Raw genomic sequence first — 26,982 nt, 5'->3', positions numbered from 1 at the left:
CCCTTTGCGGAGAGTGACTTACATTGGAGTCAGGTCAACAGTGGAAGGCAGCATGAGGCTCAGGATTGGTTTGCGCACGAGACTCGTCATGGTTGTGATGCTGGCCATCGTTCCGCTGCTGGGCCTGTTTTTGCTGAAAGCCTGGGTCAATGCAGACGCAGCCGTTAACCGCGCTACTGAAAACCTGCGCTTCGCCGCTGCGCTGGTTGCTGCCAACCATCAACGTGTTGGCGAGTCAGCCCGCCAGGTCCTCATGGCGGTTGCCAATGCCCCGGGCCTGATCTCTGAAAACCGCGACGATTGCCGGCGTTATCTCACCGCGCTGAATGGGCAATTGCCGATGTACACCAACCTGGGAATTATTGGCCCGGACGGGTATTTCATTTGTGATGGGGTGGGAAGCCCGAGCAGCATTTTTGCCGGGGACCGGGAGTACTTCAAAGGCGCACTGGCCAGCCGAAACCTTTCCGTCAGTGGGTACATGGTGGGGCGCGCGTCACGCAAGGAGGTCATCACCTTTGGCCTGCCGATTGAAGGAAGCGGCGTGGGCACGGCGGTTGCCTTTGCAAGTATTGACCTTGCAGAGTTTTCAAGGTCCATGACCAGTGTGGCATTGCCCAACGGCAGCGGTTTTGTCATTACGGATCGCGCGGGCATTGTGTTGGCCACCAGCCCGGACCCCATTGCCGTGGTGGGGCAACCTGTAGGCAACCCCCTGCTTCAGGACGCGATTACAAACATGCGCGCCGGCTCGGCAGACGGTCAGGACAGCAAGGGGAATCCCCGGCTCTATTCTTTTCTTCCTGTGAGCATAGGGCCCGATGCCCCTTTTTTTGTGGCAGTGAGCGTCGACCGCGATCTGGTTGTGGGCCCGGCGCGCCACCAGCTCCAGCTGGAGCTGATTGTGCTGGGGCTGGTGGCCTTTCTCGGCGGCTGGCTGGCCTGGATGATGGGCCGTCGCGCCATTGTCGAGCCCACCCGCGAAATTCTCGATGCGACGCGCAAGATCGGCCACGGCGATCTTGAACAGCGGATTCCCGCGGCGTTTCTGGAAGGCGGTGGCGAGTTCGCTCAGATGGGGGCGGCTTTTAACCTGATGGCCGATTCGCTGCTAAGGCAGCGCGATGCGCTCAAAGCGGAGCTGTCGCGCAGCGAGTCGGTCCAGCAAAAACTGCAAGACGCCCAGCGCTTGGGGCGCATTGGTTATTGGCAACTGGACCCCAACCCCTCGCAGAGCTGGTGGTCCGATGAAATCTATGAGGTGCTGGGCGTTGACCGTGAGGGCTTTGATGGAACCATCCCGGGCCTGCTGCAGCTGATTCACCCTGACGACAGGGAGGCCTTCAAGGCGGCGCGCGCGAAGGCTCTTCAGGGTGGCCTGCCGATAGACACGGAGATGCGAGTGATTACCGCAAAGGGCGAAGTGCGGTGGATGCACTTTTTTGGCAGGGTGCACGACACAGCCGATGCGGGTGGCAGGGCGCGGCGCTCGGGTGTGATTCAGGAAATAACCGATCGCAAGCGGGCTGAACAGACGGTCGCGCGCAATACCGAGCTACTCAACCGCACCGGAGAAATGGCCAAGATCGGTGGATGGGAGCTGTTGCTGGACCGCATGGTGCTGATCTGCTCGGACGAGGTTTACCAGATTCACGAGGGCGACTTCAGGGGGCGATCCACTCCACTGGAGCAGGCGATCGGTTTTTACGCCCCGGAGGCCCAGCCTGTCGTGCGGGCCGCCATCATGGCAGGCATCGAGAAAGGCCAGTCCTGGGACGTGATCTTGCCATTTGTGACTTCCAAAGGCCGACGCATTCAGGTGCGGCTGCAGGGGAAGGCCATCCAGAAGGACGGGAAAACCGTCAGGCTGGTGGGGGCTCTTCAGGACGTCACCGAGCAGCAGGCCGCCCAGGCGCAGCTCAAGCTGCTGGAGGCGGCAGTCTCGCGCTTGAACGACATCGTTCTTATCACCGAAGCCGAGCCGCAGGACGAGCCCGGTCCGCGTATCGTGTTTGTCAATGACGCTTTCGAGCGCAGAACTGGCTACAGCCGTGAAGAGGTGCTTGGAAAGTCCCCGCGCTTTTTACAGGGGCCGCTGACACAACGCCCTGAACTCGATCGTATCGGCGCCGCACTGCGGCAGTGGCAGCCGGTGCGCGCGGAGCTGATCAACTACTCCAAGTCGGGCGAACCGTTATGGCTTGAGCTGGACATGGTCCCGATCGCTGACGACAAGGGCTTATTCACTCACATCGTGTCTGTGGAGCGTGATATCACAACGCGCAAACGCGCCGAGCAGGACCTGATTGAGAGCGAGCAGCGTTATGCGGCGTTGTTTGATTCCGCGCCCGTGCCGATGTGGATTGTCGATATCGGAACGCTGGGTTTTCTGGCGGTCAATCAGATTGCCCTCGATAACTATGGCTACACCCGTGACCAGTTTCTTGGGCTGACGGTGTCCGACATCCTCGCACCGGTGGAGCGTATCCAGCTGCAGCAGCACGTCGAGAAAAGCACATCCGGCAAGATGTACCGCTGGCAGCATGTGGACAGCCAGGGGCGGCAGTTTCCGGTGGAGACCCTGTCGCGCGGCATCACGTATCTGGACAAGTCTGCGCGTTTTGTGGTGGCAGTCAATGTTTCCGCCCAAGCCAAGGCGGAAAACGAGCTGCAGGCCTACCTGTTCACCCTGCAGCGCGCCGCCGACGCGGCCCAGGCCATCACCAGCCACCGCACACTGGAAGCCACCCTGCAGGAAACGGTGGACCAGACGCGCGCTGTTGTGGGGGCGCACCAGGCGGTGGTCAGCCTGACCGCCAGCGACGGGTCCGTGGCAGCGATCAATGCCATGTCTTTCTCCAACCATTACGCCAACTGCCGGGACTTTGTGCGGCAGACGCATGGCTGCGGCATCTCGCAGGCGGTTTGCCGGACCAACAGTCCGAAGCGGCTGACGCAGGCCGAGCTGGAAGCGCAGCCGGGCTGGCAGCCTGTCCCGGCCGACCGCATAGGCCCGCCGCCCATGCGTGGCTGGCTGGCCGTGCCCCTGACAGGGCGCCATGGCGAGAATGTCGGGCTGCTGCAACTGACCGAAAAATACGAGGGTGAGTTCAGCTTGCAGGACCAGTATGTGGCGGTCGAGCTAGCGCAGCTCGCATCCATCGCCATTGACAACGCCAGGCTGTTTGAGCAGGTGCACCAGCTCAACCTTGGGCTGGAGGAAAAGGTCGTTGAACGCACGGCCGCGCTGGAGCGCCAGGAAGCCCTGTTTCGCACCCTGGCTGAACAGGCGCCGCAGGTCATCTGGAACGCCGAACCCGGGGGCCGTGTCACCTATGCCAACCGCAAGTGGTACGAGCTGATGGGCGGCACGCCGGCCGACTGGATGGGGCACAAATGGCTGGGTGCCGTGCACCCGGACGACCTGCCCGACATGCTGGCCAACTGGCAGCATGCGCGCGACACACAATCGCCTTATACCGGCATGCGCCGCATGCTCGCCAGCGACGGCACCTACCATGTCATGTCCTACCGCGCGTCGCCGGTGCTTGATGAAGCCGGGCAGGTGCTGTTCTGGGTGGGCATTGACGCGGACGTCACCGAGATCAAGGCCATCGAGGCGGCTCTGCGGCTGTCCAACCAGGAACTGGAGGCCTTTTCCTATTCGGTATCGCATGACCTGCGCTCGCCGCTGAACACGGTGGACGGCTTCAGCCGCTTGCTGGCCAAACAGCTCGCCCCGGACCAGTCCAGCGACAAGATTCAGCATTACCTGTCTCGCATCCAGGCGGGCGTGGCGCAAATGGGGCGCCTGATCGAGGACCTGCTGTCGCTGGCGCAGGTCTCTCGGATGCAAATGCGCAACGAAGCCGTGGACCTCAGTGCGATTGCACACGAGATTGTCGAGGAATGCCAAGGTCGTGACCCCTCGCGTATGGCAGACATCGATATTGAAAACGGGCTGCAGGTGCAGGGCGACGGGCGGCTGGTGCGCGTTGTGATGGAAAACCTGATTGGCAATGCCTGGAAGTTCACGTCGCAGCGACCGCGCGCCTTCATCCATGTGGGGCAGACCAAGGTCGAAGGCGGCGCGACGGCGTTTTTTGTGCAGGACAACGGTGCCGGCTTTGACATGGCCTACGCCGACAAACTGTTCAACACCTTCCAGCGCCTGCATGCAGTCAGCGAGTTCCCGGGAACTGGCGTGGGCTTGGCGACAGTGAGCCGCGCGATTGGCCGCCACAACGGCAAGGTGTGGGCCGAGTCCGAGCCGGACAAAGGTGCGACCTTCTTTTTCACCCTGCCGGGCGTGCCATCGACCTGAGGCGTTGCAGTGCGCCGCCCCGGTTGCCCAGCAGCGCTATAATTTTAATAGCATCTTGCGCTTGCTGTACCAGGGCTGACGGCTTGTTTCATCATCAGTCGCGGGCTGGAGCCGGATGAAATGTCAAATTGATGGAATGTCATCTGCGTTGATTAAATTCAATAAATCTATTAAATTGCAATTTATTTCCTTTTTGGATCATCCCCATGCCGCGCGAACCCCAGCCCTTCGAAACTGCCATCACCTCCACCGATTTTTCCAGTGACGATTACTGCGGTACCACCTACGCCGCCAAGTTGCTGGGCCTGTCCGTGGCCACGGTGCAGTCACTGGTTGAGAAAGGGGAGATCGAAGCCTGGAAAACCTTGGGCGGCCACCGCCGCCTGTCGCTCAGGGCCATCAATGCCTACCTGCAGAAAAACAGCCCGCAGTTGACACCTGCGGACCCCGACCCGCGCAGCCGCCTGAGCGTGCTGGTGGTGGAGGACGACGAAGATGCGCGCGAACTCTACAAGGCCCAGTTTGAGGAGTGGGACATGGCGGTGGACTGCAGTTTCATGCCGTCCGCGCTGGAGGCGCTGATGGACATTGCTACCATGCGGCCCAACCTGCTGATCACCGACCTGAACATGCCCGGGGTGGACGGCATGGAAATGCTGCGCGCACTCAAGCGCAACCAGCACCTGGCGACCATGCAGATTCTGGTGATCAGCGGGCTGCCGAGAGAGGCCATTACAGAGCGCGGCGGCTTGCCGCCGAATTCGCACTACCTTGAAAAGCCCATCAACTTTGACTGGCTCCATGGGTACGTGACCGCCCTGCTGGTGGCCAACCGTAAGTGGCGCTGACGCGCCAGCGCACTACGGCGCCTGGAAAGAGCGGCTACCGTGCAATCCCCATTGGCCATGTTCCGTGCGTGGCTGCAAGCCTTCTGGCCTGGACGGATGCGACTGAGCCGGCGTGACACCCTTGGCGCAGGCAGCGCAGGGGCCGACACAGAGGGCTGGCAGGCCGGCCTGGAACTGGCGAGCCAGGGCATCATCGTGCTGGATGCCGGCTGGCGCATCGTGTCACTCAACAGCGCGGCGCGCGCGCTGATGCATGCGCCGGGCGAGGGTCTGGCAGGCACGGAGTTCTGGGAAACCGTGTCGGAGGAGCTCGCTGACGGCCACCGCAGTGCATCTGAGCAGGCCATGCGTCACGGTGACGCGCATGTTTTTGTCGTCCATGATTCGTTTGAAGACCGGTGGACCGAATACAGCCTGCGTCGGCACGCCGGCGGCGCGGTGGTCAACCTGCGCGACGTCAGCGATACCCGCCAGGCCTTGTTGCTGCTGCAGGACAGCGAGCTGTGCAACCAGAGCCTGTTTGACGGCAACACCCAGGCCATGTGGCTGTTTGACGCGGAATCCCGGACCGTGCTTGCAGTCAACAAAATGGCGGCCGTGTTCTACGGTCTGGCCGACGACCCGGCGGCGCTGCCCCAGGTCGAGGCTTTCTTTCCGGAAGGTGAAGCGACGACTTGGCTGGCCAGCCTGCCCGCCGGCGCCTTCCAGCAGGAGATGCGGGTATGCACGCAATGCCGGATGAACGGCGAGCGGGTGCTGGTGGAGCTGGCTTGCAGCAGCGTGCAATGGCTGGAGCGGCCCGCCGTGCTGGTCAGTGTGGTGGACGTGGGGGCGCGGCATTTCGCAGACAGTCAGCTCCAGCACCTCAATGATGCGCTGGAGCAGCGGCTCGCCTACCACGCTTGCGAACTGCAGCGCAGCCGGCAGGAGCTGGACACCTTTATCCACGCGGTGTCGGACGATCTCAAGGCGCCGCTGCATGCGGTCAGCGGTTTTGCCGCCACACTGGCCGAGCGGTATGCGGCCGCACTCGACGAACAGGGCCTGCGCTACCTGTCGCGCATCCGGGCCAGCACGCGCCAGCTTGCCAAGCTGATCGATGATCTGCGCATGCTGGCGCATGTACCGGGCATGGCGCTAAGCCCGGCGCCGGTGGACCTGGCGCCCTTGTGCCTGCGGTTGATTGATGACTGGCGCAAGCGCGAACCGGAGCGCGACCTGGTTCTGGAGATTCCGCAGACCCTGCCGGTGTATGGCGACCGCAACCTGCTCCTCACGGCGGTGGACTGCCTGCTGGACAACGCCTGGAAGTTCACCGCCCGCAAGGCGCAGGGCTGGATCCGGGTCGCGGTGGTGCCAGGGGCAGCTCCCCGGGAAAGCGTGCTGGTGGTGGCCGACAACGGCGTTGGTTTCGACGCAGCTTATGCCGACAGACTGTTTACCGCTTTTCAGCGCCTGCATTCGTCTGCCGATTTTCCGGGCGGAGGCCTGGGTCTGGCGATTGTCAAACGGGTGGCCGAGCGCCATGGCGGCAGGGTCTGGGCCACCACCGCAGACAGCGGCGGCGCCAGCTTTTTCATGGCGCTGCCACAGGACAGTGCGGCCCCCGAAGCGCCGCAACCCTCGCCGCCCCATCAGGCTGGGTAAAACCGGTAGATGCCGTCGCTGCCGCGCAGGCGCAGCAGCCGGCCTTCAAACCACAGGGTGTGGAGGTGGGCCACCGCTTCACCCATGGCAAACGTGGTCTGGTGCAAATCCAGCGGGCGTTTGAACATCACCGGCAGGATGTCGGCACCGCTACAGGGGCTGGCGGCGCAGGCTTGCATGACCTCGGCCAGCCGGTCGTGGTGGTGCGCATGCAACTGCGCGATGCGTATGTGCAGGCCGCGGAAGGGTTTGCCGTGTGAGGGCAGCACCAGCGTGTCGGTATCCAGCGCGCGAAACTTGTCGATGGACTGCAGAAACAGTGTCAGCGGGTTGGACTCGGGCTCCACGTCGTACACACTGACATTGGTCGAGATGCGCGGCAGCACCATGTCGCCGCTGATCAGCAGCTTGACCTCCGGGCAGGACAGCGCGATGTGTTCTGGCGCATGGCCATAACCGCTGATGCAGGTCCAGTCGCGCCCGCCGATGCGGATCACCTGCCCGTCCATCATGCGGTGAAAGCTGCGGGGTACGGCCGGAACCAGCCCGGGGTAGTAGTTGCTGCGGCCGCGGATTTGTGCGAGGTGCTCCGGGTTGGCCAAACCGTGTGACGCAAAAAAGTCCGCCGAGTTTTCACCACCGAAACCGGTGCTGCTGCGTATGCTGAGGCTGGCCGTGTTGTAGTCGGTCGCGCTGATCCACAGCGGGGCCTTCCAGCGCTCACACAGCCAGTGCGCAAGGCCGATGTGGTCAGGGTGCATGTGGGTGACGATCACCCGCAGGATGGGCAGGCCGTCCAGCTCGCCGGCGAAAATCTGTTCCCATGACGCCTTGGCTTCGTCGCGGCTGACGCAACAGTCGACCACGGTCCAGCCGCGCTGCCCGCCTATGTCGTCCTCCAGCAGCCACAGATTGATGTGGTCCAACGCAAACGGCAGCACCATGCGTATCCATTTGACGCCGGGAGCCACGGCCAGCGTGCCTCCGCCCATCGGCAGGGCGTCCCCCAGCGGGTAGAGAAGTTCTGCTTCCTGTGCATTCATCTTGTAAGATCCCCTGTCGGTTGACGTTTACGTTAACGTAAACTAGAACCTCATTACACCTGATTTGGCGTCCCAGTCTCTGTCACCCGGGTTTCACACACATGGCAAGCACCACGTATTCCATCAGCGATCTGGCCAGGGAGTTCGACCTGACGACGCGTGCCATCCGCTTTTACGAAGACATGGGCCTGCTGCAGCCGCTGCGCGAAGGCCCGGGCGGGCGCAGCCGGGTCTACAGCGCGCGCGACCGTACCCGGCTTAAATTGACCTTGCGCGCCAAGCGTTTGGGCCTGAGCCTGACCGAGGCGCGGGAAATTATCGAAACCTACGACAGCCCGCGCGACACCGGCCCGCAACTGACCAAGTTTCTTGCCGTGCTGGCCCAGCACCGAAAGCAGCTAGAGGAGCAGATGGCCGACCTGCAGGCCAATCTGGAAGAGGTCAAGCTGCATGAGAAGGAGGCCCGCACCTTGCTGGCCAAAACGGTCAAGGCCGGTAAAACGCCGAAAAGCGCGAAGTAGGCCATAATTGACGTTTACGTAAACGTCAACTCGATGCCGCGCTGTACGGCGCGACTCGCAGAGGGGGCGCCAGATGGTCTTGAGAAATTTCCGGAGCAGCAACATGGCGTACAGCAATTTCAGCTTTGACGTGCAGGCGCATGTGGCCCGTATCACCATTGAGCGGCCCACCGCCTACAACGCGCTTAATCTCGATGCCATGAAGGAACTGTGCGACATCGTGAACCGTTGCGGCAGTGACCGGCGCGTGCGCGCTGTGGTGATCACTGGCAGTGGGGTCAAGGCTTTTTGTGCAGGTGGCGATGTGGCCTCCTTTGCGACCAACGCTGAGACCGTGGACCTGCTCATCAAGGAAATGACTGGCCTCTTTCATATGGCGATCTCGCGGCTCGCATGGATGGAGGCCCCCGTGTTGGCAGCGATAAACGGCGTGGCTGCGGGTGCCGGCTTGAGTCTGGCGGCGGCCTGTGATCTGGCGGTGGCTGCCGATCATGCGACTTTTACCAGCGCCTATGCCAACGTGGGCTTGTCCCCTGACGGCAGCTCCAGCTGGTTTCTGCCACGCTTGCTTGGCCGTCGGCGCACGATGGAGCTGTACCTGACACCGCGGATCCTGGATGCAGCAGAGGCGCTGGAATGGGGTTTGATCAACCGCGTGGTCGCTCAGGCAGATTTTGAGAACGAGATTGATAAACTCGCTGGCCAGTTGGCCAGTGGTCCCACCCGTGCTTATGGCGGAGCGAAGAAATTGGTAATGATGTCGTTCAATGACAGTCTTGAGTCGCAAATGGAACGCGAAACCCGTCAGATTGCCGAACTTGCCATGTCACGCGATGGGCTGGAGGGTGCCAGGGCCTTCGTCGAAAAGCGCAGACCTGCGTTTGGCGGCCAGTGACGAGCTATGGATCAACCTCATTTTGATCCCCGTGATCCAGGCTATGTGGCCAGGGTGCGGGGCAGCTTTGCAATGCAGGGCGCCATGGGTACGCTGGGTGCGTCGCTCGCCGACATCGCCCCCGGCCGTGTCGTGATCGAGCTGCCCTGGGCTGCCGGCCTGAGCCAGCAGCACGGCTTTTTGCATGCCGGCATGGTGGCCACGGCGCTGGACACGGCCTGCGGCTATGCCGGCTTCACACTGATGCCGGAAGGCGCCGGTGTGCTGACCATCGAATTCAAGATCAACCTGCTGGCCCCGGCCAAAGGCCAGCGTTTTCGCATGGTCGGCCAGGTCGTCAAGCCCGGCCGCACCATCACCGTGACCGAAGGCCGTGCCTACGCCATTGACGGCGGCAGTGAAAAGCTGATCGCCACCCTGGGCGCCACGCTGATGACCATCACCGGGCGCGACGACGTCAAGAACTGACCCCCCCAAGGAGACCCCATGAACAATCTGCCCGGACTCAACTTTCAGCTCGGTGAAGACATTGACGCGCTGCGCGATGCGGTGCGCGAATTTGCGCAGGCCGAAATCGCCCCGCGTGCTGGCGAAATCGACCGCAACGACCAGTTTCCCATGGACCTCTGGCAAAAGATGGGCAGCCTCGGCGTGCTGGGCATTACCGTCGGCGAGGAATACGGCGGCGCCAACATGGGCTACCTGGCGCACATGATCGCCATGGAAGAGATCTCCCGCGCGTCCGCCTCGGTCGGCCTGAGTTACGGCGCGCACAGCAATCTATGCGTGAATCAGATCAAGCGCAACGGCAGCGAAGAGCAGCGCAAAAAATACCTGCCCAAACTGATCAGCGGTGAGCATGTGGGCGCGTTGGCCATGAGCGAACCCGGCGCGGGCAGCGACGTGATCAGCATGAAGCTCAAGGCAGAAGACAAGGGGGGTTTCTACGTTCTCAACGGCAGCAAGATGTGGATCACCAACGGCCCCGATGCCGACACCCTGGTTGTCTACGCCAAGACCGAGCCCGAGCTGGGCGCGCGCGGCGTGACTGCTTTCCTGATTGAAAAAGGCATGAAAGGTTTTTCTGTCGCGCAAAAGCTCGACAAACTGGGCATGCGGGGTTCACACACGGGCGAGCTGGTGTTCAACAACGTAGAGGTCCCGGCGCAAAACGTCCTGGGCAATCTCAACGGCGGCGCTAAAGTGCTGATGAGTGGCCTGGACTATGAGCGCGCGGTGCTCACCGGTGGGCCGCTGGGCATCATGCAGTCCGTCATGGACAACGTCATCCCTTACATCCACGACCGCAAACAGTTTGGCCAGAGCATTGGCGAGTTTCAGCTGATTCAGGGCAAGGTGGCTGACATGTACACCGTGCTGCAAGCCGGCCGCTCTTTTGCCTACACCGTTGCCAAAAACCTCGACATGCTGGGTACCGACCATGTGCGCCAGGTGCGCAAGGACTGCGCATCAGTCATTTTGTGGTGCGCTGAAAAAGCCACCTGGATGGCAGGCGAGGGCGTGCAGATCTACGGCGGCAACGGCTATATCAACGACTACCCGCTGGGCCGGCTTTGGCGCGACGCCAAGCTGTATGAAATTGGGGCGGGGACCAGTGAGATCCGCCGCATGCTGATCGGCCGCGAACTGTTTGCAGAAACCATGTAAGGAGGCGGCACAAGCCACAATAGCACCATGACTTCTTCCATCACCGATCTTTTCAGCCACAACCGCGCCTGGGCCGGGCAAATGGAGCGCGAGCGCCCCGGTTTTTTCACCAGCCTGGTCAAGCAGCAAAAGCCCAAATACATGTGGATAGGCTGCTCCGACAGCCGTGTGCCGGCGAATCAGATCACCGGGTTGGAGCCCGGCGAGGTGTTTGTGCATCGCAACGTGGCCAATATCGTGGTGCACTCCGACCTCAATGCCCTGTCGGCCATCCAGTTTGCGGTGGAAATGCTCAAGGTCGAACACATCATGGTGGTCGGGCACTACGGCTGCGGCGGCGTGCAGGCGGCGCTGGATGGCGCGCGCATCGGTCTGGCCGACAACTGGATACGCCACATCCAGGACGTGCGGCATCGCCACCGTCAGCTGCTCGACAGCTTGTCCGATGCGGTGCGCGCCGATGCACTGTGCGACCTCAATGTGATCGAGCAGGTGGTCAACGTCTGCGTCAGCACCGTCATGGTTGATGCCTGGGCCAAGGGCCAGAACGTCAGCATCCACGGTTGGGCTTTTGGCGTGCACGACGGCCTGCTGCAGGACCTGAAGATGACCATCTCCAGCCCCGCCGAGCTCGACGACCTGTACCGCGCGGCGGTTGAACGTGTCTGGGACAGCCGTCGCGCTTCGTAACACAGGACCATGTTCCCGCAGCGCCTCGACTCGCCGCTAGCCTACGACATCGCCAAGGCGATGATGGACGGCTTCAACCGGCACTACCAGCTGTTCCGCAGCGAGTCGGCACGTGCCAAACACCGCTTTGAAACCGCCGACTGGCACGGCCAGCAGCGCGCGCAGCGTGAGCGCATTGAGTTTTACGACCTGCGCGTGCGCGAGGCCTCGACGCGGCTGGAGCGCGAATTCAAGGCTGGCGACTTGCCCATGGACGTCTGGCAGCAGATCAAGCTGCATTACATCGGCCTGCTGGTGAACCACCATCAGCCGGAGCTGGCCGAGACCTTTTTCAACTCGGTCACCACCAAGATCCTGCACCGCAGTTACTTCCAGAACGACTTCATTTTTGTGCGGCCGGCCGTCAGCACCGAATACATCGAGAACGACGAACCGGCAGCGCGGCCGACCTATCGCGCCTACTATCCGCAGCGTGACAGCCTGCAGGAGAACCTGGTTGCCATGGTGAAGGATTTCGACCTGCGACTGGAGTTCGAGGACCTGGAGCGCGACGTCGCCCATGTGGTGAAAGAGCTCAGCGCGCGCATCGGTGAGGTCAAACTGCGCGCCAACTTCCAGATCCAGGTGTTGTCCAGCCTGTTTTTCCGCAACAAGGGCGCCTACGTCGTTGGCAAGCTGATCAACGGCTTCAACGAGCTTCCGTTTGCGCTGCCGCTGCTGCACACCCAATTGCGTGGAGACGCGCCGCAACCGGCCGGCGAAGGCATTTTCGGGCAATCCACACCCGGCAAGCTGGTGATCGACGCCATGCTGATCGGCGAGGACGACCTGCTCATCCTGTTCAGTTTTGCACGCGCCTACTTCATGGTGGACATCGGCATCCCGTCGGCCTATGTGCAGTTTCTGCGCAGCATGATGCCGCGCATGCCGCGCGCCGAGATCTACAACGCGCTGGGTCTGGCCAAGCAGGGCAAGACGCTGTTCTACCGCGACTTCCTCTACCACCTGCGCCACAGCACCGACAAGTTCCGCATCGCGCCCGGCATCAAGGGCATGGTCATGCTGGTGTTTGATCTGCCGTCGTTTCCCTATGTGTTCAAGGTGATCAAGGACTTTTATCCGCCGCCTAAGGACACCACGCGAGAGCAGATCAAGGGAAAGTATTTGCTGGTCAAACAGCACGACCGCGTCGGCCGCATGGCCGACACCCAGGAGTACAGCGAGGTGGCCTTCCCGCGCGCGCGTTTCGACGACAGCCTGATCGCCGAGATCGAGAAGTTTGCGCCCAGCCAGCTCGAGATCAGCGACCGCGACGGCGATGGCCAGCAGGAAGTCATCATCAAGCATGTCTACATCGAGCGCCGCATGATCCCGCTCAATATCTACCTGCAGGAAGCGTTTGACACCGGTGTGGAAGAGCCTTTCGCCAAAGGCCAGATCGAACGCGCGGTGATCGAGTACGGCAACGCCATCAAAGACCTGGTCGCGGCCAACATCTTCCCTGGCGACATGCTGTTCAAAAACTTCGGCATCACGCGCCACGGCAAGGTGGTGTTTTACGACTACGACGAGATTGAATACATCACCGACTGCAACTTCCGCAAGGTGCCACTGCCGCGCAATGAGGAAGAAGAGATGAGCGGCGAGGTCTGGTATTCGGTCGGGCCGCGCGATGTGTTCCCCGAAACCTTCGCCCCTTTCCTGCTGGGCAACAGCGCGGTGCGTGAGGTGTTCATGAAGCACCACGCCGACCTGCTGGACGCCGCCTTCTGGCAGAGCCACAAGGAGCGCATTGCCGCTGGCCACGTGTATGACGTGTTTCCCTACGAGCAGGACCGCCGCTTTGTGCGCAAGTACAGCGCGCAGCAGGCCTGAGGCAGCCCATGCGCGACTTCTGGGAATACGCGAGTTTTGTGGTCACAGCCCTGGCGCTGCCGGTGGCAATCTTTTTCTTCATGCTCGAGCAGCGCAAGGAGCGCAACAACGAGGAAGAAGAGGCTTATCAGTTGCTGTCGAATGCCTACAACGACTTCCTCAAGGTGGTGCTGGCCAACCCTGACCTGCACCTGCGCACCAGCGAGGCACTGGAGCATCCCACGCCTGACCAGAACGAGCGCACCATGATCATCTACGAGATGCTCATCTCCCTGTTCGAGCGTGCCTACATCGTGGCCTGGAACGAGCACATGAGCGAGGTCGAGGCGCGCCGCTGGAACAGCTGGGACGACTACATGCGCGAGTGGTGCCGGCGCGAGAATTTTTTCAATGCCCTGCCGCTGCTGCTACGCGGGGAAGACCCGGGCTTCCAGCACTACATCCAGCGCATCGCCGAAGAAGAACGCGGCGTCGTCATTCAACTTAACTAAAGGAGAAAACCATGTCCCCATCCATTCTTGACACCATCGTCATCCTCGGCGCGGCCCGCACCCCCATGGGTGGCTTCCAGGGCGATTTTTCCAGCTTGTCTGCGCATGATCTCGGCGGCGCCGCCATCAAGGCGGCCATTGAGCGCTCCGGCATTGCGCCTGAAAAAGTGGACGAAGTACTTTTCGGCAACTGCCTGATGGCCGGCCAGGGCCAAGCGCCTGCGCGCCAGGCCGGCTTCAAGGGCGGCCTGCCGGCCAGCACCGGCGCGGTGACGCTGTCGAAGATGTGTGGCTCCGGCATGGAAGCCACGATGCTTGCGCACGACCAGTTGCTGGTCGGCAGCCGCGACGTCATGGTGGCTGGGGGCATGGAAAGCATGACCAATGCGCCGCATCTGTTGCTCAAGGGCCGCAGCGGCGTGCGCATCGGCCATGACCGCATCTTCGACCACATGATGCTCGACGGCCTGGAAGACGCTTATGAGCCGGGCCGTGCCATGGGCACCTTCGGCGAGCAGTGCGCTGACAAATACAAATTCACGCGTGAAGCGCAGGACGCTTTTGCCACCACCAGCGTCAACCGTGCCAAGGCCGCCACCGAGTCGGGCGCCTTCAAGGCCGAGATCACGCCGGTGACTGTCAAGGGCCGCAGCGGCGAGACCGTGATTTCCATCGATGAGGGCCCGGGCAAAGTCAAGCTCGACAAAATTCCCACGCTCAAACCCGCGTTCAAAAAAGACGGCACCATCACCGCCGCCTCCAGCTCGTCCATCAACGACGGCGCCGCCGCGCTGGTGCTGGCACGTGCATCAACCGCGAAAGAACTGGGCGCCAAGCCCATCGCCCGCATCGTCGGCCACGCCACCTTTGCGCAAGAGCCGGAATGGTTTACCACCGCGCCAGTCGGCGCCGTCAGCAAGCTGCTCAAGAAAATCGGCTGGAGCGTGAAAGACGTGGACTTGTGGGAAGTCAACGAGGCTTTCGCCGTGGTGCCCATGGCTGCGATGAAGGAGCTCGGCATCAGCCACGACATCGTCAACGGCGGCGCCTGTGCGCTGGGCCACCCGATTGGCGCCAGCGGCGCGCGCATCATCGTCACGTTGATCCATGCGCTGCAGGCGCGCGGGCTGAAGAAAGGCGTCGCCACCTTGTGCATTGGCGGCGGCGAAGGCACGGCGCTGGCTATTGAGTTGCTATAAATACAATAGCTGTTGACGCATATTTCATAAGGGCTGGAGGCCGATTTGATACTTAACTCCGAGCAAGAACAGATCCGTGATGCGGTGCGTGACTTCGCGCAGGCCGAACTCTGGCCCCACGCCGCAAGGTGGGACCGGGAGCGCCACTTTCCTAAAGAAGCGCACCAGGGCCTGGCCGCGCTCGGCGCCTACGGCATCTGCGTGCCCGAAGAGTTTGGCGGTGCGAACCTTGACTACCTGACGCTGGCGCTGGTGCTGGAAGAAATCGCGGCCGGCGACGGCGGCACCAGCACGGCGATTTCTGTCACCAATTGCCCGGTCAACGCCATCCTGCTGCGTTATGGCAATGCGCAGCAGAAAAAGCAGTGGCTCACACCGCTGGCGCAGGGGCAGATGCTGGGCGTGTTCTGCCTGACCGAGCCGCATGTCGGCAGCGACGCGTCGGGCTTGCGTACCACCGCAGTGAAAGAGGGCGACGGCTACGTCATCAACGGCGTCAAGCAGTTCATCACCAGCGGCAAAAACGGCCAGCTCGCCATCGTGATTGCGGTCACCGACAAGGGTGCTGGGAAAAAAGGCATGAGCGCGTTTCTGGTGCCGACCGATGCGCCGGGTTATATGGTGGCGCGGCTGGAAGAAAAACTCGGTCAGCACAGCAGTGACACGGCACAAATCAACTTTGACAACTGCCGCATCCCTGCCGAGAACCTGATTGGCGCGGAGGGTGAAGGCTATCGCATTGCCCTGGGCGCGCTCGAAGGCGGACGCATCGGCATTGCGGCACAGAGTGTGGGCATGGCGCGTAGCGCCTTCGAGTTTGCGCTGGCTTACGCCAAGGAGCGGCAAAGTTTTGGCACCGCCATCTTCAACCACCAGGCAGTGGGCTTCCGTCTGGCCGACTGTGCCACCCAGCTCGAAGCCGCGCGGCAGCTGATCTGGCACGCCGCCAGTTTGCGCGATGCCGGCCTGCCCTGCCTGAAGGAGGCGGCCATGGCCAAGCTGTTTGCCAGCGAGATGGCCGAAAAAGTCTGCAGCGCCGCGATCCAGACTCTGGGCGGTTATGGTTATGTCAACGACTTCCCAGTGGAGCGGATTTACCGCGACGTGCGGGTGTGCCAGATTTATGAAGGCACGAGCGACGTGCAGAAAATCATCATTCAAAGACAGATCTAGGCAAACCCCCGTTGAGGCTCACTGCATGTAGTCTCCTTCCCCATGCAGGGGGCGGCCCCTGCTTGCGCAACGAGCCCGCGCGCTGTCCGGCTTGGCTAGGCCATTTGCGCAGCACGCTCCTGCATCTGCGGGAACAACAGGTGGCCTTGTTCCGCGTCGCCTTCCATCGCAGTGTTGCTCAGGCTGGCGCGCACCGCGCTGTCGTCCAGGCCGGGTTGTGTGGTGTGCGCATGGGTCACGATCTGCAGCGCCAGTGCATCGAGCTGCGCGAGGTTCAGGCGCAGCCGCTCCTTGAACTGAGCGTTGTCCAGCGTGTCAGTCAGGCTGCGGTTCAGCTCGGCAAACCAGGGCATGGTGGCCTGGTCCAGCATGCGTGTCACGTCGGGCGTGCGGCCGCCCGTGTCCCAGGCGCGCAGGAAGGCCTGCATCGCCACATTGAGTTGCTCCACGGCCTCCAGCGTTTTTTTCAGCCGGCCCATGGCGCTGATGTCGACCCACTTGTTCTGGAAGTAGAGCTGGCACATCACGCCCCAGTAATAGGTGTAGTCCCACAGCACCTTGATGGGCATCACCTCGGCATTGCCGAAGATCGCATACTGTCCGGTGTACATCGGCAGCATGTTGCGGTACAGCGAGAAATACACCGACTGGTAGATCTCGGCATACATGGCCACCGGCTGTCCCGCGATGTCTTGCGCCACCATCTCGGTGATGAAGGTGTTGGAAATCGCGATGAAGTCGCTGCCGGGTGAATAAAACGGATCCAGGAACAGCCCAGCCTCGCCAGTCAGCGCCCAGCGACCATGGCCGTCCCAGACCTGCTTGCAGCCGTAAGAAAAATTCTTGAAGAAGGCAAAGTCCTGCAGCTGGTCGCGGCGGCTGTCGAGCTCGGCATGCAGCTGCGGCTGGTGCACGGCAAACCAGTCCATGGCCTTGTCGAAAGTGTTCATGCCCTCGATCGGGTGCGTGTCGGCGTCGCAGACGATGCCCACCGAGTGCGAGCCGGAGGCCAGCGGAATCAGCCATGTCCAGTAGCCGTCGCCGCACAGGTGGTTGGTGGAGAGCCAGCGTTTGGGCGGGTCGCAGCGGGTCAGCCAGTTGCTGTCGCCCGACCAGTCGTCCACATCGACCTTGCCGGCCATGCGGAACCAGACCGCGTTGGCATGGTGATCGTTGGCTTCGGCCAGCCCGAGTTTGCGTTTGAGCAGGCCGGCACGGCCGCTGGCGTCCACCAGCCAGCGCGCCTGCAGCTCATGCTCGGCACCTTCATGGCTGTAGCGCACCTGGTGCAGGCTGTCCGGTTGCGCGGCATCGGCCAGCTGGACGGTTTTGACCATGGCACTGTCTGCAAAACGGATGCCGCGCTCCAGCGCCAGCCGGCCCAGCTCATTTTCGAAAATGCCGCGGTCCAGCTGGTAGGTCGGCGTGGGGAGGAAGGTGCTGGCGCCGAGTTCGGTCACCGCGTCGATGTCTTTCCGCCCGTCGTTGAAGAAAAACCGAAAGCCGAACTTTTTGAGCTGCGCGGCCTCGAGGTGCGGCTTCAGGCCCAGCACGTTGGCGAAATAGTGCGCACCGATCTCCACCGTCGATTCGCCAACCTTGTGCGCCGCCACCGGCACCGGGTGGCTGCGCCGCTCCAGTACCACGATGTCAAGTTCGGCAAAACGCTGGCGCAACTGCAGCGCTAGCGACAAGCCGGCCAGGCCGCCGCCCAGGATCAGGATGCGCTGGTCGGCGCGGGAATGCGGCAGGGGGATAGCTTCGGTCATGGGGATGGGCGATGGGTGGACGGAATGGCTGCGCAAGCTTAACCCGAGCAGACCTTAAAATGACGGCAATACCCGCAAGAATTGCTGCGTCAATCACACGGCCAACCAGCTTACCTCCGCAGGAGAGCCCCATGCCCATCACCAAAGGATTCCGCGCCCTCGTCGACGAGGCCATGGCGCAGGTCAGGACCTACAGCGTCGAAGAGGCCAGGGCCAAAATGCAGGACCCGAACACGCAGATCGTGGACATCCGCGACGTGCGCGAGCTTGGCCCCGGCACCCTGGTCGGCAGCCTGCACGCGCCGCGCGGCATGCTCGAATTCTGGGTGGATCCGGCGTCGCCCTACTTCAAGCCGCTGTTCGCCGACGAGGGCAAGGAGTTCATCCTGTTCTGCGGCGCCGGCTGGCGCAGCGCGCTGGCCGCCAAAACCCTGCAGGACATGGGCATGACGAATGTCGCGCACATTGACGGTGGTTATGCCGAATGGGTCAAGCAGGGCGCACCGACCGAGACGCTGGAAGAGCGCAAGGCCCGTTCCACCAGCGGCGGCTGATGCCGCATTCTTCCCCACCCGTTTCGGCAGCTTGCCCCTGCGGCCGTTCGGGGCCGTTGGGCAAGCCCCTGAATCTAGACGCTTGCTGCGGCCGCTTCATCAACAATTTCGAGATCACCCCGGCGCCCGATGCCGAGTCGCTGATGCGCTCGCGTTACAGCGCCTTTGTGCTGGAGCGGGATGACTACCTGCTGGCCACCTGGCACGCCAGCCATCGCCCGCCGTCCATCAGCTTCGACGCCGGCGTGAAATGGCTGGGCCTGGAGGTGCGGCAGCATCGCGTGCTGGACGCCTGCCACGCCGAGGTCGAATTTGTCGCACGCCAGAAAAGCCCCGGCAGTCCGGCCCTGCGCCTGCATGAGCGCAGCCGTTTTGTGCGCGAAGGCGAGGGCGCAGGCCGTTGGTACTATATTGACGGTGACCAGCTTTAAGTCTCAAGCAAAATATGCCATCAGCCCAAGAATGACGGGCGCAGGCAGCTATTAAATATGTAGCAAAAAGGATGGTTGTGCTGAAATTCGATGCGGTGTTGTTCGACTGTGACGGCGTGCTGGTGGACAGCGAACCCATCACGAACGGGGTGTTGCGCGACATGCTCGAAGAGCTGGGCTGGACGCTGAGCAGCGACGAATGTATGCGCCTGTTCATCGGCAAGGCGGTCAAGGACGAGGTCGCGCTGATCGAGGCCAAGACCGGCCAGGCCATCACCGAGGACTGGATGCAGCGCTTCCGTGAGCGCCGCAACGAGGGGCTGGTCGCGCGCGTCAAGCCGATTCGCGGCGCAGTCGGGGCTGCCGCCGCCATTCACGCGCTTTACGGCGGCCGCATCGCCTGCGCGTCCGGCGCCGACCGCTTCAAGGTCGAGTTGCAGATGGACAAGTGCGGGCTCATGCCCTACTTCAAGGGCCGCATCTTCAGCGGCCACGAAATGCCGCGCTCCAAACCCGCGCCCGATGTGTATCTGGCAGCCGCTGCCGCGCTGGGTGTGGACCCCAAACGCTGCGCGGTGATTGAAGATACCGAGACCGGTGTGATGGCCGGCGTGGCTGCCGGCGCCACGGTTTTCGGCTACAGCCCGGCCGCCGGGCATGACGCGCCGGCGGCGTTGAAGGCCGCAGGCGCGGCCCTCATCTTCACCGACATGGCAGCCCTGCCGGACATGTTGTGAGCACTTGCTTCACGTCGAGCGCCCGCCAACGGGCGTTTTCCGATGACTGACACTGAGCATCGGGCCCGCACAGTCGTGCTGGCGCAGGCGCTGGAGAATGACGATCCCCGGGGTGATCTGGTCGGCCTAGCCGAGCGCAAGGCGGCTGCATTGGCGGCCCTGAATGAGCTGGGCGAGACTGCGGCCGATGGTCGTGTTGTTCCCGATGATCAGCTGCTTGCCACGCGTGCCAGACACCTGGTGGACCTGCTGGCGGCAAAGCATCCGGCCCTGGGCGCATTGCAACGCCCGGGCGCCCTCTGGTCCGGGCTGGCGCTGGCGTGTCCGGTGCTGGCTTTGCTGGCAGGCATCGCCACCGACCGGATCGGCAATCCCCACCGGGTCGATCTGCTGTCTGCGCCCTTGTTGATCATCATCGGCTTCAATCTGGTGGTTTACTGCGTGCTGGCCATTCTGGCGGTGCGGCGGAAACCCGTGGCCCGCGTGCCTTGGCTGCCGTCGCTGCTCCGGCAGCTCGATGCCTGGCGTTCGCGTCAGCGCGGGACCAGCGCCCGGGTGATGGCTGGTTTTTATCAGCGTTGGCAGCTTGTAGCCGGCCACCTCCTCGTTGACCGCTGGAAAACTGTGCTGCATCTGTCGGCGGCGGCCTGGGGCGCCGGCGTCGCGCTGTCCCTGGCGGGGCGCGGGCTGTTTGTTCAGTACAAGGTCGGCTGGGAAAGCACGTTTTTGAGTGCAGAAAGCGTGCACCGCCTGCTGGAACTGATTTTCTGGCTGCCGACCCGGGTGTTCAATCTCACGCCGCTGACCCTCGCCGAAGTGACGGCCTTGCGCAATTTCCAGAACGACAGCGTGGCGGGTGATAGATGGGTCTGGATGTACGTGGGTTTGACGGCCTTGTTGGTCATCCTGCCGCGCCTGCTGCTCGCCGCCTGGTCCGCCGTGCGCGCCCGCACAGCCAGCCATCAGCTGCAACTGGATCTTTCTGCGCCCTACTTTCAGGCCGTGCTGGCCGCCATGCGCCGCGTCCGCCTGAAGATCGGTCTGGCCTTCGCCAATGCCGCGACACATGGGCAGTTTGTCAGCTTGGCGCGGCTGGTGGCAGACGATCCGCTGGGGCAGCAGCTTGTGATATCGACGCCGGAGGGTGACTGGCTGCAGTGGGTGGAGCCCGGCGCTGGTTCGCCGGTGGACTGCGTGTTGTCCATCGATACCGGGGAACCGCCTGACAAGCCCCTGCCATCGGCCTGGTCCGGTCTGCCAACCGTGCTTGTCCCGGCCCATCAATTGGCGAACAGCTGGCCACAGTCGCCGGTGCTGACCCGGGCGCTGGCGCTTGCGACGGGTTCTGGGTCCCAGGCGGGGTGGGATCGCCTAGAGAGCAAGCTGCAACACGAGCAACAACAGCGCCTTGAACGCAGCATGGCAGCGGTGGCGACCTGCCTGTCCGGCATCGCGGTCCACATCAACGGCGACGCCTCGGTCACCGCCATCGAAAAAGCGCGGGACGAACTGTTTCTTGCCCTGCAGCAAATACATCGCCTGGATCCGGCGACCGGTCTGGCACTCGCGGGACAGTTGGTGAAGTACACCGCCCCTGCCGCCACCCTGGGGAAAAAGTCGGTCACGGCGGCCAGCGCGGCCACCGGCGCCAGCGTGGGTGCTGCAGTGGATGCATCAACGGGATTTTTAACCCTGGGCACGGCCACTGCCCTGGGTGCGCTGCTGGGTGCCGGCATCGGCTGGGTGACCGCGCAGCGGCACAAAAAGGGTGTTGACGCCGACGTGATGCAGCGTCTGACGGGAGCTGCCCTCCTGCTTTATCTGGAGATTTCCAATTCCGTCAGGGTGCATGCCGAAACGAGCGGACTTCGCGATGCCTGGGAAAAGGAGATGGCCAAAGAGATCCAGCATCGAAAGGCAGCGCTGTCGCGGCTCTGGTCCGCCGGCGGGGGTGCAGTCACAGACGCCATCGCGTCCGAGGCGGCGCCTGTGCTCATGGCCACCGTGCAGGCGGTGTTGGCCACCCTTTACCCGCCCAGCACGCCCGTGGAGGTTGTTGGTCCGGGCGCACAGCTTTCCTGAGCGGGCTGTGCGCGCGAGCCCGCTTCGGTGGGTTTTGAGTTCCGGGGTGAAATTCATGCATCAAATCGGCCTTCAGCCCTTTACTGGTATGCATAAGCAGCTATTGAATTGATAGCGAATCAATCCCGGTTTTGTCATCCCGGACATCGATCCGGGATCCATGCCCGCCCTCCAGCCTGCCCGGTCAGGACGCTTCAGGAGGCAAGCCCATGTGCATCGGCCGGCTGCCAAGTTGGGCGCCCGTCACCGCGTCAATGGCCATGGGCTGGATTTCCTGGCCGGTCTCGTCGTCGATATACCGCGCCAGCCTGTCGCCGCTGCAATTGCGCTGGGCCCAGGCCCCAATCATCATCAGCACCGGCAGGAAGTCGCGCCCGGCGTCAGTCAGTACATACTCATCGCGCGGCGGGCGCTCGGAGTAGCTGCGCTTTTCCAGCAAGCCCGCATCGGTCAGCGCGGCCAGCCGCTTGGTGAGCATGGTGGGCGCAATCCCCAAGTTCTTCCTGAACTGGTCGAAGCGGGCCATGCCGGCGTGCGCGTCGCGCAGGATCAGCATGCTCCACGCGTCGCCGACGGATTCAAGGCCCCGGGCGACCGGGCAGCCCGGCATCGAATTATTTTCTTCGATCATATCGTTTTGATAGTGACTTAGTACTGTTTTGATAGTAACATCCTTTTCAACGGCAATCCAGCCTGTTTTGAAGGAAATCACATGAGCAACACAAACAAGGGTATCGCACTCGTGACGGGTGCGTCTTCAGGCATCGGGCTGGTCACGGCCCGGTCCCTGGCCCAAGCCGGCTACCGGGTGTTCGGCACCAGCCGCAAGACGGTCGCCAGCTCCCAGGGCATCACCATGCTGGTCTGCGACGTGACCGACGAGGCGTCGGTCAAAAGCCTGGTGGAAGAAGTTATCAGGCCGGCCGGGCGCATCGACCTGGTCGTCAACAACGCCGGCGTGGGCCTGCTCGGCGCGGCCGAGGAATCGTCCATCGCCCAGGCGCAGCGCCTGTTCGACGTCAACGTTTTCGGCGTCGCCCGCGTGGTCAACGCGGTGCTGCCGGTCATGCGCGCCCAGCAGGGCGGCCGCATCATCAACATGAGCTCCATCCTGGGCCTGATCCCGTCGCCCTTCAATGCCTTTTATGCCTCGACCAAACATGCGATCGAGGGCTACACCGAGTCGCTGGACCATGAGGTGCGCCGCTTCGGCATCCGGGTGGTGCTGGTCGAACCCGGCGTGACACGCACCGCCTTTGAGGAGAACCTGACCCGCGCCGACCAGCCCATGCCCACCTACGCCGAAGACCGCGCACGCAGCGAGGCGCTCATGCGCACGTTGATGGAGGCCGGCGACGCCCCGCAGGTCGTTGCCGATGTCGTCGTCAAGGCCGCCACAGCCGCCAAACCGAAGTTGCGTTACTCGGCCGGCAAGCAGTCCAGCCAGGTGCGGACGCTGCGCCGTTACATGCCCGAAAGCATGGTCGACAAGGCGCTGCGCAAGTTCAACGGCTTCCCGGCGTAAGCCGCGAGCACGCTGCGCGCGCGGTTCATGCATTAAATCGGCCTCTAGCCCCCGTCTGGCGGGCGCAAGCAGCTATTGAATTAATAGCGGCTGAGGCGCTGGGCCGGTCACGCCGGACCGGATCCAGGGTCCCTGCCGGGCGCCCCTGCAGCGCCAGGCCCACCGTGCTAAGCTGCCAAGCCGATGTTTTTCACCTACCCTGAGTAAACCCTATGCCCGGATTGCTGCCCAACGTGGACCCCGACGGCCTGCTCGAATTCTCGGTGGTCTACACCGACCGCGCGCTCAACCATATGTCCAAAAGCTTCCAGGGCGTGATGACGGACATCTCCGGCATCCTCAAAGAAGTCTATGGCGCGCATTCCGCGGTGCTGGTGCCCGGCAGCGGCACCTACGGCATGGAATCCGTCGCCCGCCAGTTCGCCCACGGCAAACACGTCATGGTCATCCGCAACGGCTGGTTCAGCTACCGCTGGACGCAGATCTTCGACATGGGCAGCATCCCCGCTTCGCACACCGTGCTCAAGGCCCGGCAGACTGTCAAGGGCGCGCAAGCCCCGTGGATTCCGGCGCCGATCGCCGAGGTGCAGGCCGCGATTGCCAAAGAAAAACCCGCCGTCGTGTTTGCACCCCACGTCGAAACCGCCGCCGGCATGATCCTGCCCGACAACTACCTGAAAGCCGTGGCCGACGCCGTGCATGCGGTGGGCGGTTTGTTTGTGCTCGACTGCATCGCCTCCGGCGCCATGTGGGTGGACATGAAAGCCACCGGCGTGGACATCCTGATCTCGGCCCCGCAAAAAGGCTGGAGCAGCTCACCCTGCTGCGCCATGGTCATGCTCAGCGAGCGCGCCCGCACGGCCATCGACGGCACCACCAGCTCCAGTTTTGCCTGCGACCTGAAGAAGTGGCTGCAGATCATGGAAACCTATGAAGGCGGCGGCCACGCCTACCACGCCACCCTGCCGACCGACGCCCTCACGCGCCTGCGCGCCGCCATGCAGGAGACCAAGGCTTATGGTTTTGCCAAAGTCAAGGCCGAGCAGGTGGACCTGGGCAGCAAGGTGCGCAAGTTATTTGAAGGCCGGGGCCTGCCCAGCGTTGCCGCCGAAGGCTTCAAGGCGCCTGGCGTCGTGGTCAGCTACACCACCGACCCCGAGATCCAGTCCAGCAAGAAGTTTCTGGCCGAAGGCCTGCAGACCGCCGCCGGCGTGCCGCTGCAGTGCGACGAAGGCCCCGACTTCAAGACCTTCCGCATCGGCCTGTTCGGTTTGGACAAATGGCACAACGTGGACAAGACGGTTGCCAACCTGGCGGATGCGTTGGATCGTATCGGTCTGACGGAGCGGGTGGTGGAGACTGCCGCCGGTTAGCCCAGAGCCATGTGGCGGGCCAGATGCGTGAACACCGTCGAGACTCGCCGCAAATGCCTTGATTCTGTGTGCGTCAGCAGCCAGAGCTCTGTCTGGCATTCATCCAGCGTGTCCGTCAGGGCGCGCAAATCACCTCGCCCTTGCGCCAGAAAGACAGGAAGCAGGCCGATGCCCATCCCTTGGCCCACCAGCTCCGCCACGGTGAGGATGCTGTTGACCCGGTAGCGCGGCAAAACTTTCGGGAAATGCTTTTTGCGCCAGGTGACCGAGGGGTGGTCAGGCAGGGCGTCGTCGGGCGCCACCCAGCCGGTTTTTGACGCCACGCCGGCGTCAAAGCTTTTTGGCCCGCCTTTTTTGGAGCCGAACACGGCCATGCGGATCGGCCCCACATGTTTGCCCACCAGGTGTTGCGGTGGTCGCCGGGTGGCGCGCACGGCAATGTCGGCATCACGCCGCGTCAGGCTGGCCAACTCATTGCCGGCATGGAGGTCGTAGCTCAGAAGCGGGTGGCTTGACTGCAGAAGTTTCAGTGCCGGTGCCACCAGCCCGTGCAGGATGGTGTCGGTGGTGGTGATGCGCACACTGCCCGACACCTGCTCCGGCTCAGCCTGCGCGGCAGAACGGGCGGACTCCAGTTGTACCTCCAGTTGCTCGCCATGGGTGGCCAGTATCTGTGCCAGCTCCAGCGGCTGATAGCCTGTACGTGATCTCTCAAACAAGCGCTGGCCCAGCCCCTTCTCAATGCGTTGCAGTGAGCGGAACACGGTAGACGCATCCACTGCAAGCCGCTCACCCGCCTCTGCCAGCGTTTGGGTTCGTACCAGAGCCAGCACCACCTCCAGATCCGGGGCGCTGAGTTTGTATTGCGTTTGTGCAGTCATGGTTTGCATTTGCGCCTATTTTCATTGCGTTATTGCAATACTACATTAGCTCCATCAACTTAACCCATGGAGAAACGCAATGAACCCAACCCCACACAGCAACGCTACCGACCACGGCGTGACCCTGCTCCGCATCAGCCTGGGCGTGATGTGGATTGCCCACGCCTTGTTGAAGCTATTCGTCTTCACGCTGCCGGGTACCGCACAGTTTTTTGAGAGCGTGGGCATTCCCGGCTTCCTGGCCTATCCTGTGTTTTCCGTAGAGCTGCTGGGTGGTGCGGCGATTCTGTTTGGTGTTTACGCGCGTCAGGTGTCGCTGGCGCTGACGCCTGTCATGGCTGTGGCTGCATCGGTGCACTTTGCCAACGGCTGGCTGTTTACCAACAAGGGCGGCGGCTGGGAGTACCCGGTTTTTCTCGTGGTCGCATCGCTTGCGCTGTGGCTTGCAGGGGACGGCGCCCTGGCGCTGCGCCGCAGCCAGCGCTTTGTGCCCACTGTTTGACCAAGGGCAAGCCATGAGACCCCACCTCACATTAATCAGCCACAAGTTATGCCCCTACGTGCAGCGCGCCGCGATCGTGCTGGCTGAAAAAGGCATCTCCTTCGAACGCAAAGACATTGACCTGGCCAACAAGCCCGACTGGTTTCTAAAACTCTCGCCGCTGGGCAAGACGCCGTTGCTGCTGGTGGACGGTGAAGCAGTGTTTGAATCCACCGTCATTTGTGAGTACCTGGATGACACCGCCGCCCCGCGCCTGCACCCACAAGACGCGCTGCAGCGCGCCCGCCACCGTGGCTGGATGGAGTTTGGCTCCGCAGTGCTCAACAACATTGGCGCCTTTTACAACGCACCTGATGAGCAGGCTCTGGCTGCCCGTGCCGCCGAGCTGCGTGCAAAGGTTCAGCAGATCGAGGCTGCGCTTGGAGCGGGCCCTTACTTTGCCGGCAGCCATTTCAGCATGGTCGATGCGGCTTTCGGTCCGGTCTTTCGGTACTTCGATGTGTTTGACACCATTGGTGATTTTGGTGTCTTTGCCGATATGCCAAAGGTCAATGCCTGGCGGCAGGCGCTGGCGCAACGCGATTCGGTGCGCACGGCTGTGGGGGCCGACTACCCGGAACTGCTGAGTACTTTTCTGCAGCAGCGCAGGTCAGCGCTGTCGGGGCGAATGGCTGCCGTGCTGGCGGTTTAGGAGACCCATTGGCAGCGCATCGTCTTTTCTTTCAAGGTTGACGGATCGATTGTCGAAATGCGG

The 26,982-nt window shown here is 62.6% G+C and carries 24 protein-coding genes; 20 read left to right on the top strand and 4 right to left on the bottom strand.

From position 1 onward, the window contains the following. The first annotated feature begins 52 nt into the window (after positions 1-52). The 3 genes from H0W47_RS02160 to H0W47_RS02150 all read left to right on the top strand — a co-directional run bounded on the left by H0W47_RS02160 (position 53) and on the right by H0W47_RS02150 (position 6,819). Positions 53-4,324 carry a PAS domain S-box protein gene (locus H0W47_RS02160; RefSeq protein WP_296919988.1) on the top strand — a complete coding sequence of 1,424 codons (4,272 nt, stop codon included), beginning with the start codon at positions 53-55 and terminating at the stop codon, positions 4,322-4,324. 206 nt (positions 4,325-4,530) lie between these two features. Further along, positions 4,531-5,172 (top strand): response regulator, encoded by a 642-nt coding sequence (locus tag H0W47_RS02155; protein ID WP_296919985.1) that lies wholly within the window; start codon positions 4,531-4,533, stop codon positions 5,170-5,172. A 39-nt stretch (positions 5,173-5,211) separates the two neighbouring features. Then, on the top strand, positions 5,212-6,819 hold the full coding sequence (locus H0W47_RS02150; RefSeq protein ID WP_296919980.1) for an ATP-binding protein: 1,608 nt from the start codon (positions 5,212-5,214) through the stop codon (positions 6,817-6,819). Here H0W47_RS02150 and H0W47_RS02145 read toward each other — a convergent pair. Beyond that, on the bottom strand, positions 6,807-7,862 hold the full coding sequence (locus H0W47_RS02145; protein ID WP_296919977.1) for an MBL fold metallo-hydrolase: 1,056 nt from the start codon (positions 7,860-7,862) through the stop codon (positions 6,807-6,809). The two genes, H0W47_RS02150 and H0W47_RS02145, sit on opposite strands and share 13 nt — an antisense overlap. Positions 7,863-7,963: 101 nt before the next feature. On the opposite strand from H0W47_RS02145, the gene H0W47_RS02140 reads away from it, so the two are divergent. The 9 genes from H0W47_RS02140 to H0W47_RS02100 all read left to right on the top strand — a co-directional run bounded on the left by H0W47_RS02140 (position 7,964) and on the right by H0W47_RS02100 (position 16,374). Beyond that, entirely contained in the window at positions 7,964-8,383 is a 420-nt protein-coding gene (locus H0W47_RS02140; RefSeq protein ID WP_296919973.1) for a MerR family DNA-binding transcriptional regulator, read from the top strand. A 103-nt stretch (positions 8,384-8,486) separates the two neighbouring features. After that, complete coding sequence (locus tag H0W47_RS02135; protein ID WP_296919971.1) at positions 8,487-9,278, top strand: enoyl-CoA hydratase-related protein; 792 nt, start codon at positions 8,487-8,489, stop codon at positions 9,276-9,278. A gap of 6 nt (positions 9,279-9,284) precedes the next feature. Continuing rightward, positions 9,285-9,746 carry a PaaI family thioesterase gene (locus tag H0W47_RS02130; protein ID WP_296919967.1) on the top strand — a complete coding sequence of 154 codons (462 nt, stop codon included), beginning with the start codon at positions 9,285-9,287 and terminating at the stop codon, positions 9,744-9,746. A gap of 18 nt (positions 9,747-9,764) precedes the next feature. Further along, positions 9,765-10,946 carry an isovaleryl-CoA dehydrogenase gene (locus H0W47_RS02125; protein ID WP_296919964.1) on the top strand — a complete coding sequence of 394 codons (1,182 nt, stop codon included), beginning with the start codon at positions 9,765-9,767 and terminating at the stop codon, positions 10,944-10,946. A gap of 27 nt (positions 10,947-10,973) precedes the next feature. Then, complete coding sequence (gene can / locus H0W47_RS02120) at positions 10,974-11,636, top strand: carbonate dehydratase (RefSeq protein WP_296919961.1); 663 nt, start codon at positions 10,974-10,976, stop codon at positions 11,634-11,636. A gap of 9 nt (positions 11,637-11,645) precedes the next feature. After that, positions 11,646-13,511 (top strand): bifunctional isocitrate dehydrogenase kinase/phosphatase, encoded by a 1,866-nt coding sequence (aceK, locus tag H0W47_RS02115; RefSeq protein WP_296919958.1) that lies wholly within the window; start codon positions 11,646-11,648, stop codon positions 13,509-13,511. A gap of 8 nt (positions 13,512-13,519) precedes the next feature. Then, on the top strand, positions 13,520-14,002 hold the full coding sequence (locus tag H0W47_RS02110; protein WP_296919956.1) for a hypothetical protein: 483 nt from the start codon (positions 13,520-13,522) through the stop codon (positions 14,000-14,002). Positions 14,003-14,025: 23 nt separating this feature from the next. Then, complete coding sequence (locus H0W47_RS02105) at positions 14,026-15,201, top strand: acetyl-CoA C-acyltransferase (protein WP_296920146.1); 1,176 nt, start codon at positions 14,026-14,028, stop codon at positions 15,199-15,201. Positions 15,202-15,246: 45 nt separating this feature from the next. Continuing rightward, the gene (locus tag H0W47_RS02100) at positions 15,247-16,374 is read left to right on the top strand and encodes an acyl-CoA dehydrogenase family protein (RefSeq protein ID WP_296919949.1); all 1,128 of its coding nucleotides are present in this window, start codon (positions 15,247-15,249) and stop codon (positions 16,372-16,374) included. Between the two features lie 95 nt (positions 16,375-16,469). Here the strand turns inward: H0W47_RS02100 and H0W47_RS02095 are convergent, their stop codons facing one another. Next, on the bottom strand, positions 16,470-18,143 hold the full coding sequence (locus H0W47_RS02095; protein WP_296919945.1) for a tryptophan 7-halogenase: 1,674 nt from the start codon (positions 18,141-18,143) through the stop codon (positions 16,470-16,472). A 131-nt stretch (positions 18,144-18,274) separates the two neighbouring features. Here H0W47_RS02095 and H0W47_RS02090 point away from each other — a divergent pair, with 131 nt between their 5' ends. The 4 genes from H0W47_RS02090 to H0W47_RS02075 all read left to right on the top strand — a co-directional run bounded on the left by H0W47_RS02090 (position 18,275) and on the right by H0W47_RS02075 (position 21,947). Next, complete coding sequence (locus tag H0W47_RS02090; RefSeq protein WP_296919942.1) at positions 18,275-18,697, top strand: rhodanese-like domain-containing protein; 423 nt, start codon at positions 18,275-18,277, stop codon at positions 18,695-18,697. Next, a complete protein-coding gene (locus H0W47_RS02085) occupies positions 18,697-19,128 on the top strand; it encodes a YchJ family metal-binding protein (RefSeq protein WP_296919939.1) in 432 nt (143 codons plus the stop codon). The genes H0W47_RS02090 and H0W47_RS02085 overlap by 1 nt, the downstream gene beginning before the upstream one ends. 71 nt (positions 19,129-19,199) lie before the next feature. Further along, positions 19,200-19,865 (top strand): HAD family phosphatase, encoded by a 666-nt coding sequence (locus H0W47_RS02080; RefSeq protein ID WP_296919936.1) that lies wholly within the window; start codon positions 19,200-19,202, stop codon positions 19,863-19,865. Between the two features lie 42 nt (positions 19,866-19,907). After that, positions 19,908-21,947: a DUF2868 domain-containing protein gene (locus H0W47_RS02075; protein ID WP_296919932.1), complete on the top strand. Its 2,040-nt coding sequence runs from the start codon at positions 19,908-19,910 to the stop codon at positions 21,945-21,947. 184 nt (positions 21,948-22,131) lie between these two features. On the opposite strand, the gene H0W47_RS02070 is transcribed toward H0W47_RS02075, so the two are convergent. Further along, on the bottom strand, positions 22,132-22,578 hold the full coding sequence (locus H0W47_RS02070) for a helix-turn-helix domain-containing protein (RefSeq protein ID WP_296919929.1): 447 nt from the start codon (positions 22,576-22,578) through the stop codon (positions 22,132-22,134). Positions 22,579-22,659: 81 nt separating this feature from the next. On the opposite strand from H0W47_RS02070, the gene H0W47_RS02065 reads away from it, so the two are divergent. Together H0W47_RS02065 and H0W47_RS02060 are read left to right on the top strand one after the other, a co-directional pair. Next, the gene (locus H0W47_RS02065; RefSeq protein WP_296919926.1) at positions 22,660-23,472 is read left to right on the top strand and encodes an oxidoreductase; all 813 of its coding nucleotides are present in this window, start codon (positions 22,660-22,662) and stop codon (positions 23,470-23,472) included. 212 nt (positions 23,473-23,684) lie between these two features. Beyond that, positions 23,685-24,845, top strand: coding sequence for an aminotransferase class V-fold PLP-dependent enzyme (locus tag H0W47_RS02060; protein ID WP_296919923.1), 1,161 nt, complete (start codon positions 23,685-23,687; stop codon positions 24,843-24,845). Here the strand turns inward: H0W47_RS02060 and H0W47_RS02055 are convergent. Further along, positions 24,842-25,726, bottom strand: coding sequence for a LysR family transcriptional regulator (locus H0W47_RS02055; RefSeq protein ID WP_296919919.1), 885 nt, complete (start codon positions 25,724-25,726; stop codon positions 24,842-24,844). The two genes, H0W47_RS02060 and H0W47_RS02055, sit on opposite strands and share 4 nt — an antisense overlap. Positions 25,727-25,805: 79 nt before the next feature. On the opposite strand from H0W47_RS02055, the gene H0W47_RS02050 reads away from it, so the two are divergent. Beyond that, positions 25,806-26,228, top strand: a complete 423-nt coding sequence (locus H0W47_RS02050; RefSeq protein WP_296919916.1) for a DoxX family protein — start codon at positions 25,806-25,808, stop codon at positions 26,226-26,228. Between the two features lie 13 nt (positions 26,229-26,241). Then, positions 26,242-26,919 carry a glutathione S-transferase family protein gene (locus H0W47_RS02045; protein ID WP_296919913.1) on the top strand — a complete coding sequence of 226 codons (678 nt, stop codon included), beginning with the start codon at positions 26,242-26,244 and terminating at the stop codon, positions 26,917-26,919. Positions 26,920-26,982 lie beyond the last annotated feature (63 nt).

It is taken from the genome of Polaromonas sp., from assembly GCF_013817205.1.
GTDB lineage: Bacteria > Pseudomonadota > Gammaproteobacteria > Burkholderiales > Burkholderiaceae_C > Polaromonas.
This window is presented reverse-complemented; position numbering and strand designations above follow the sequence as displayed.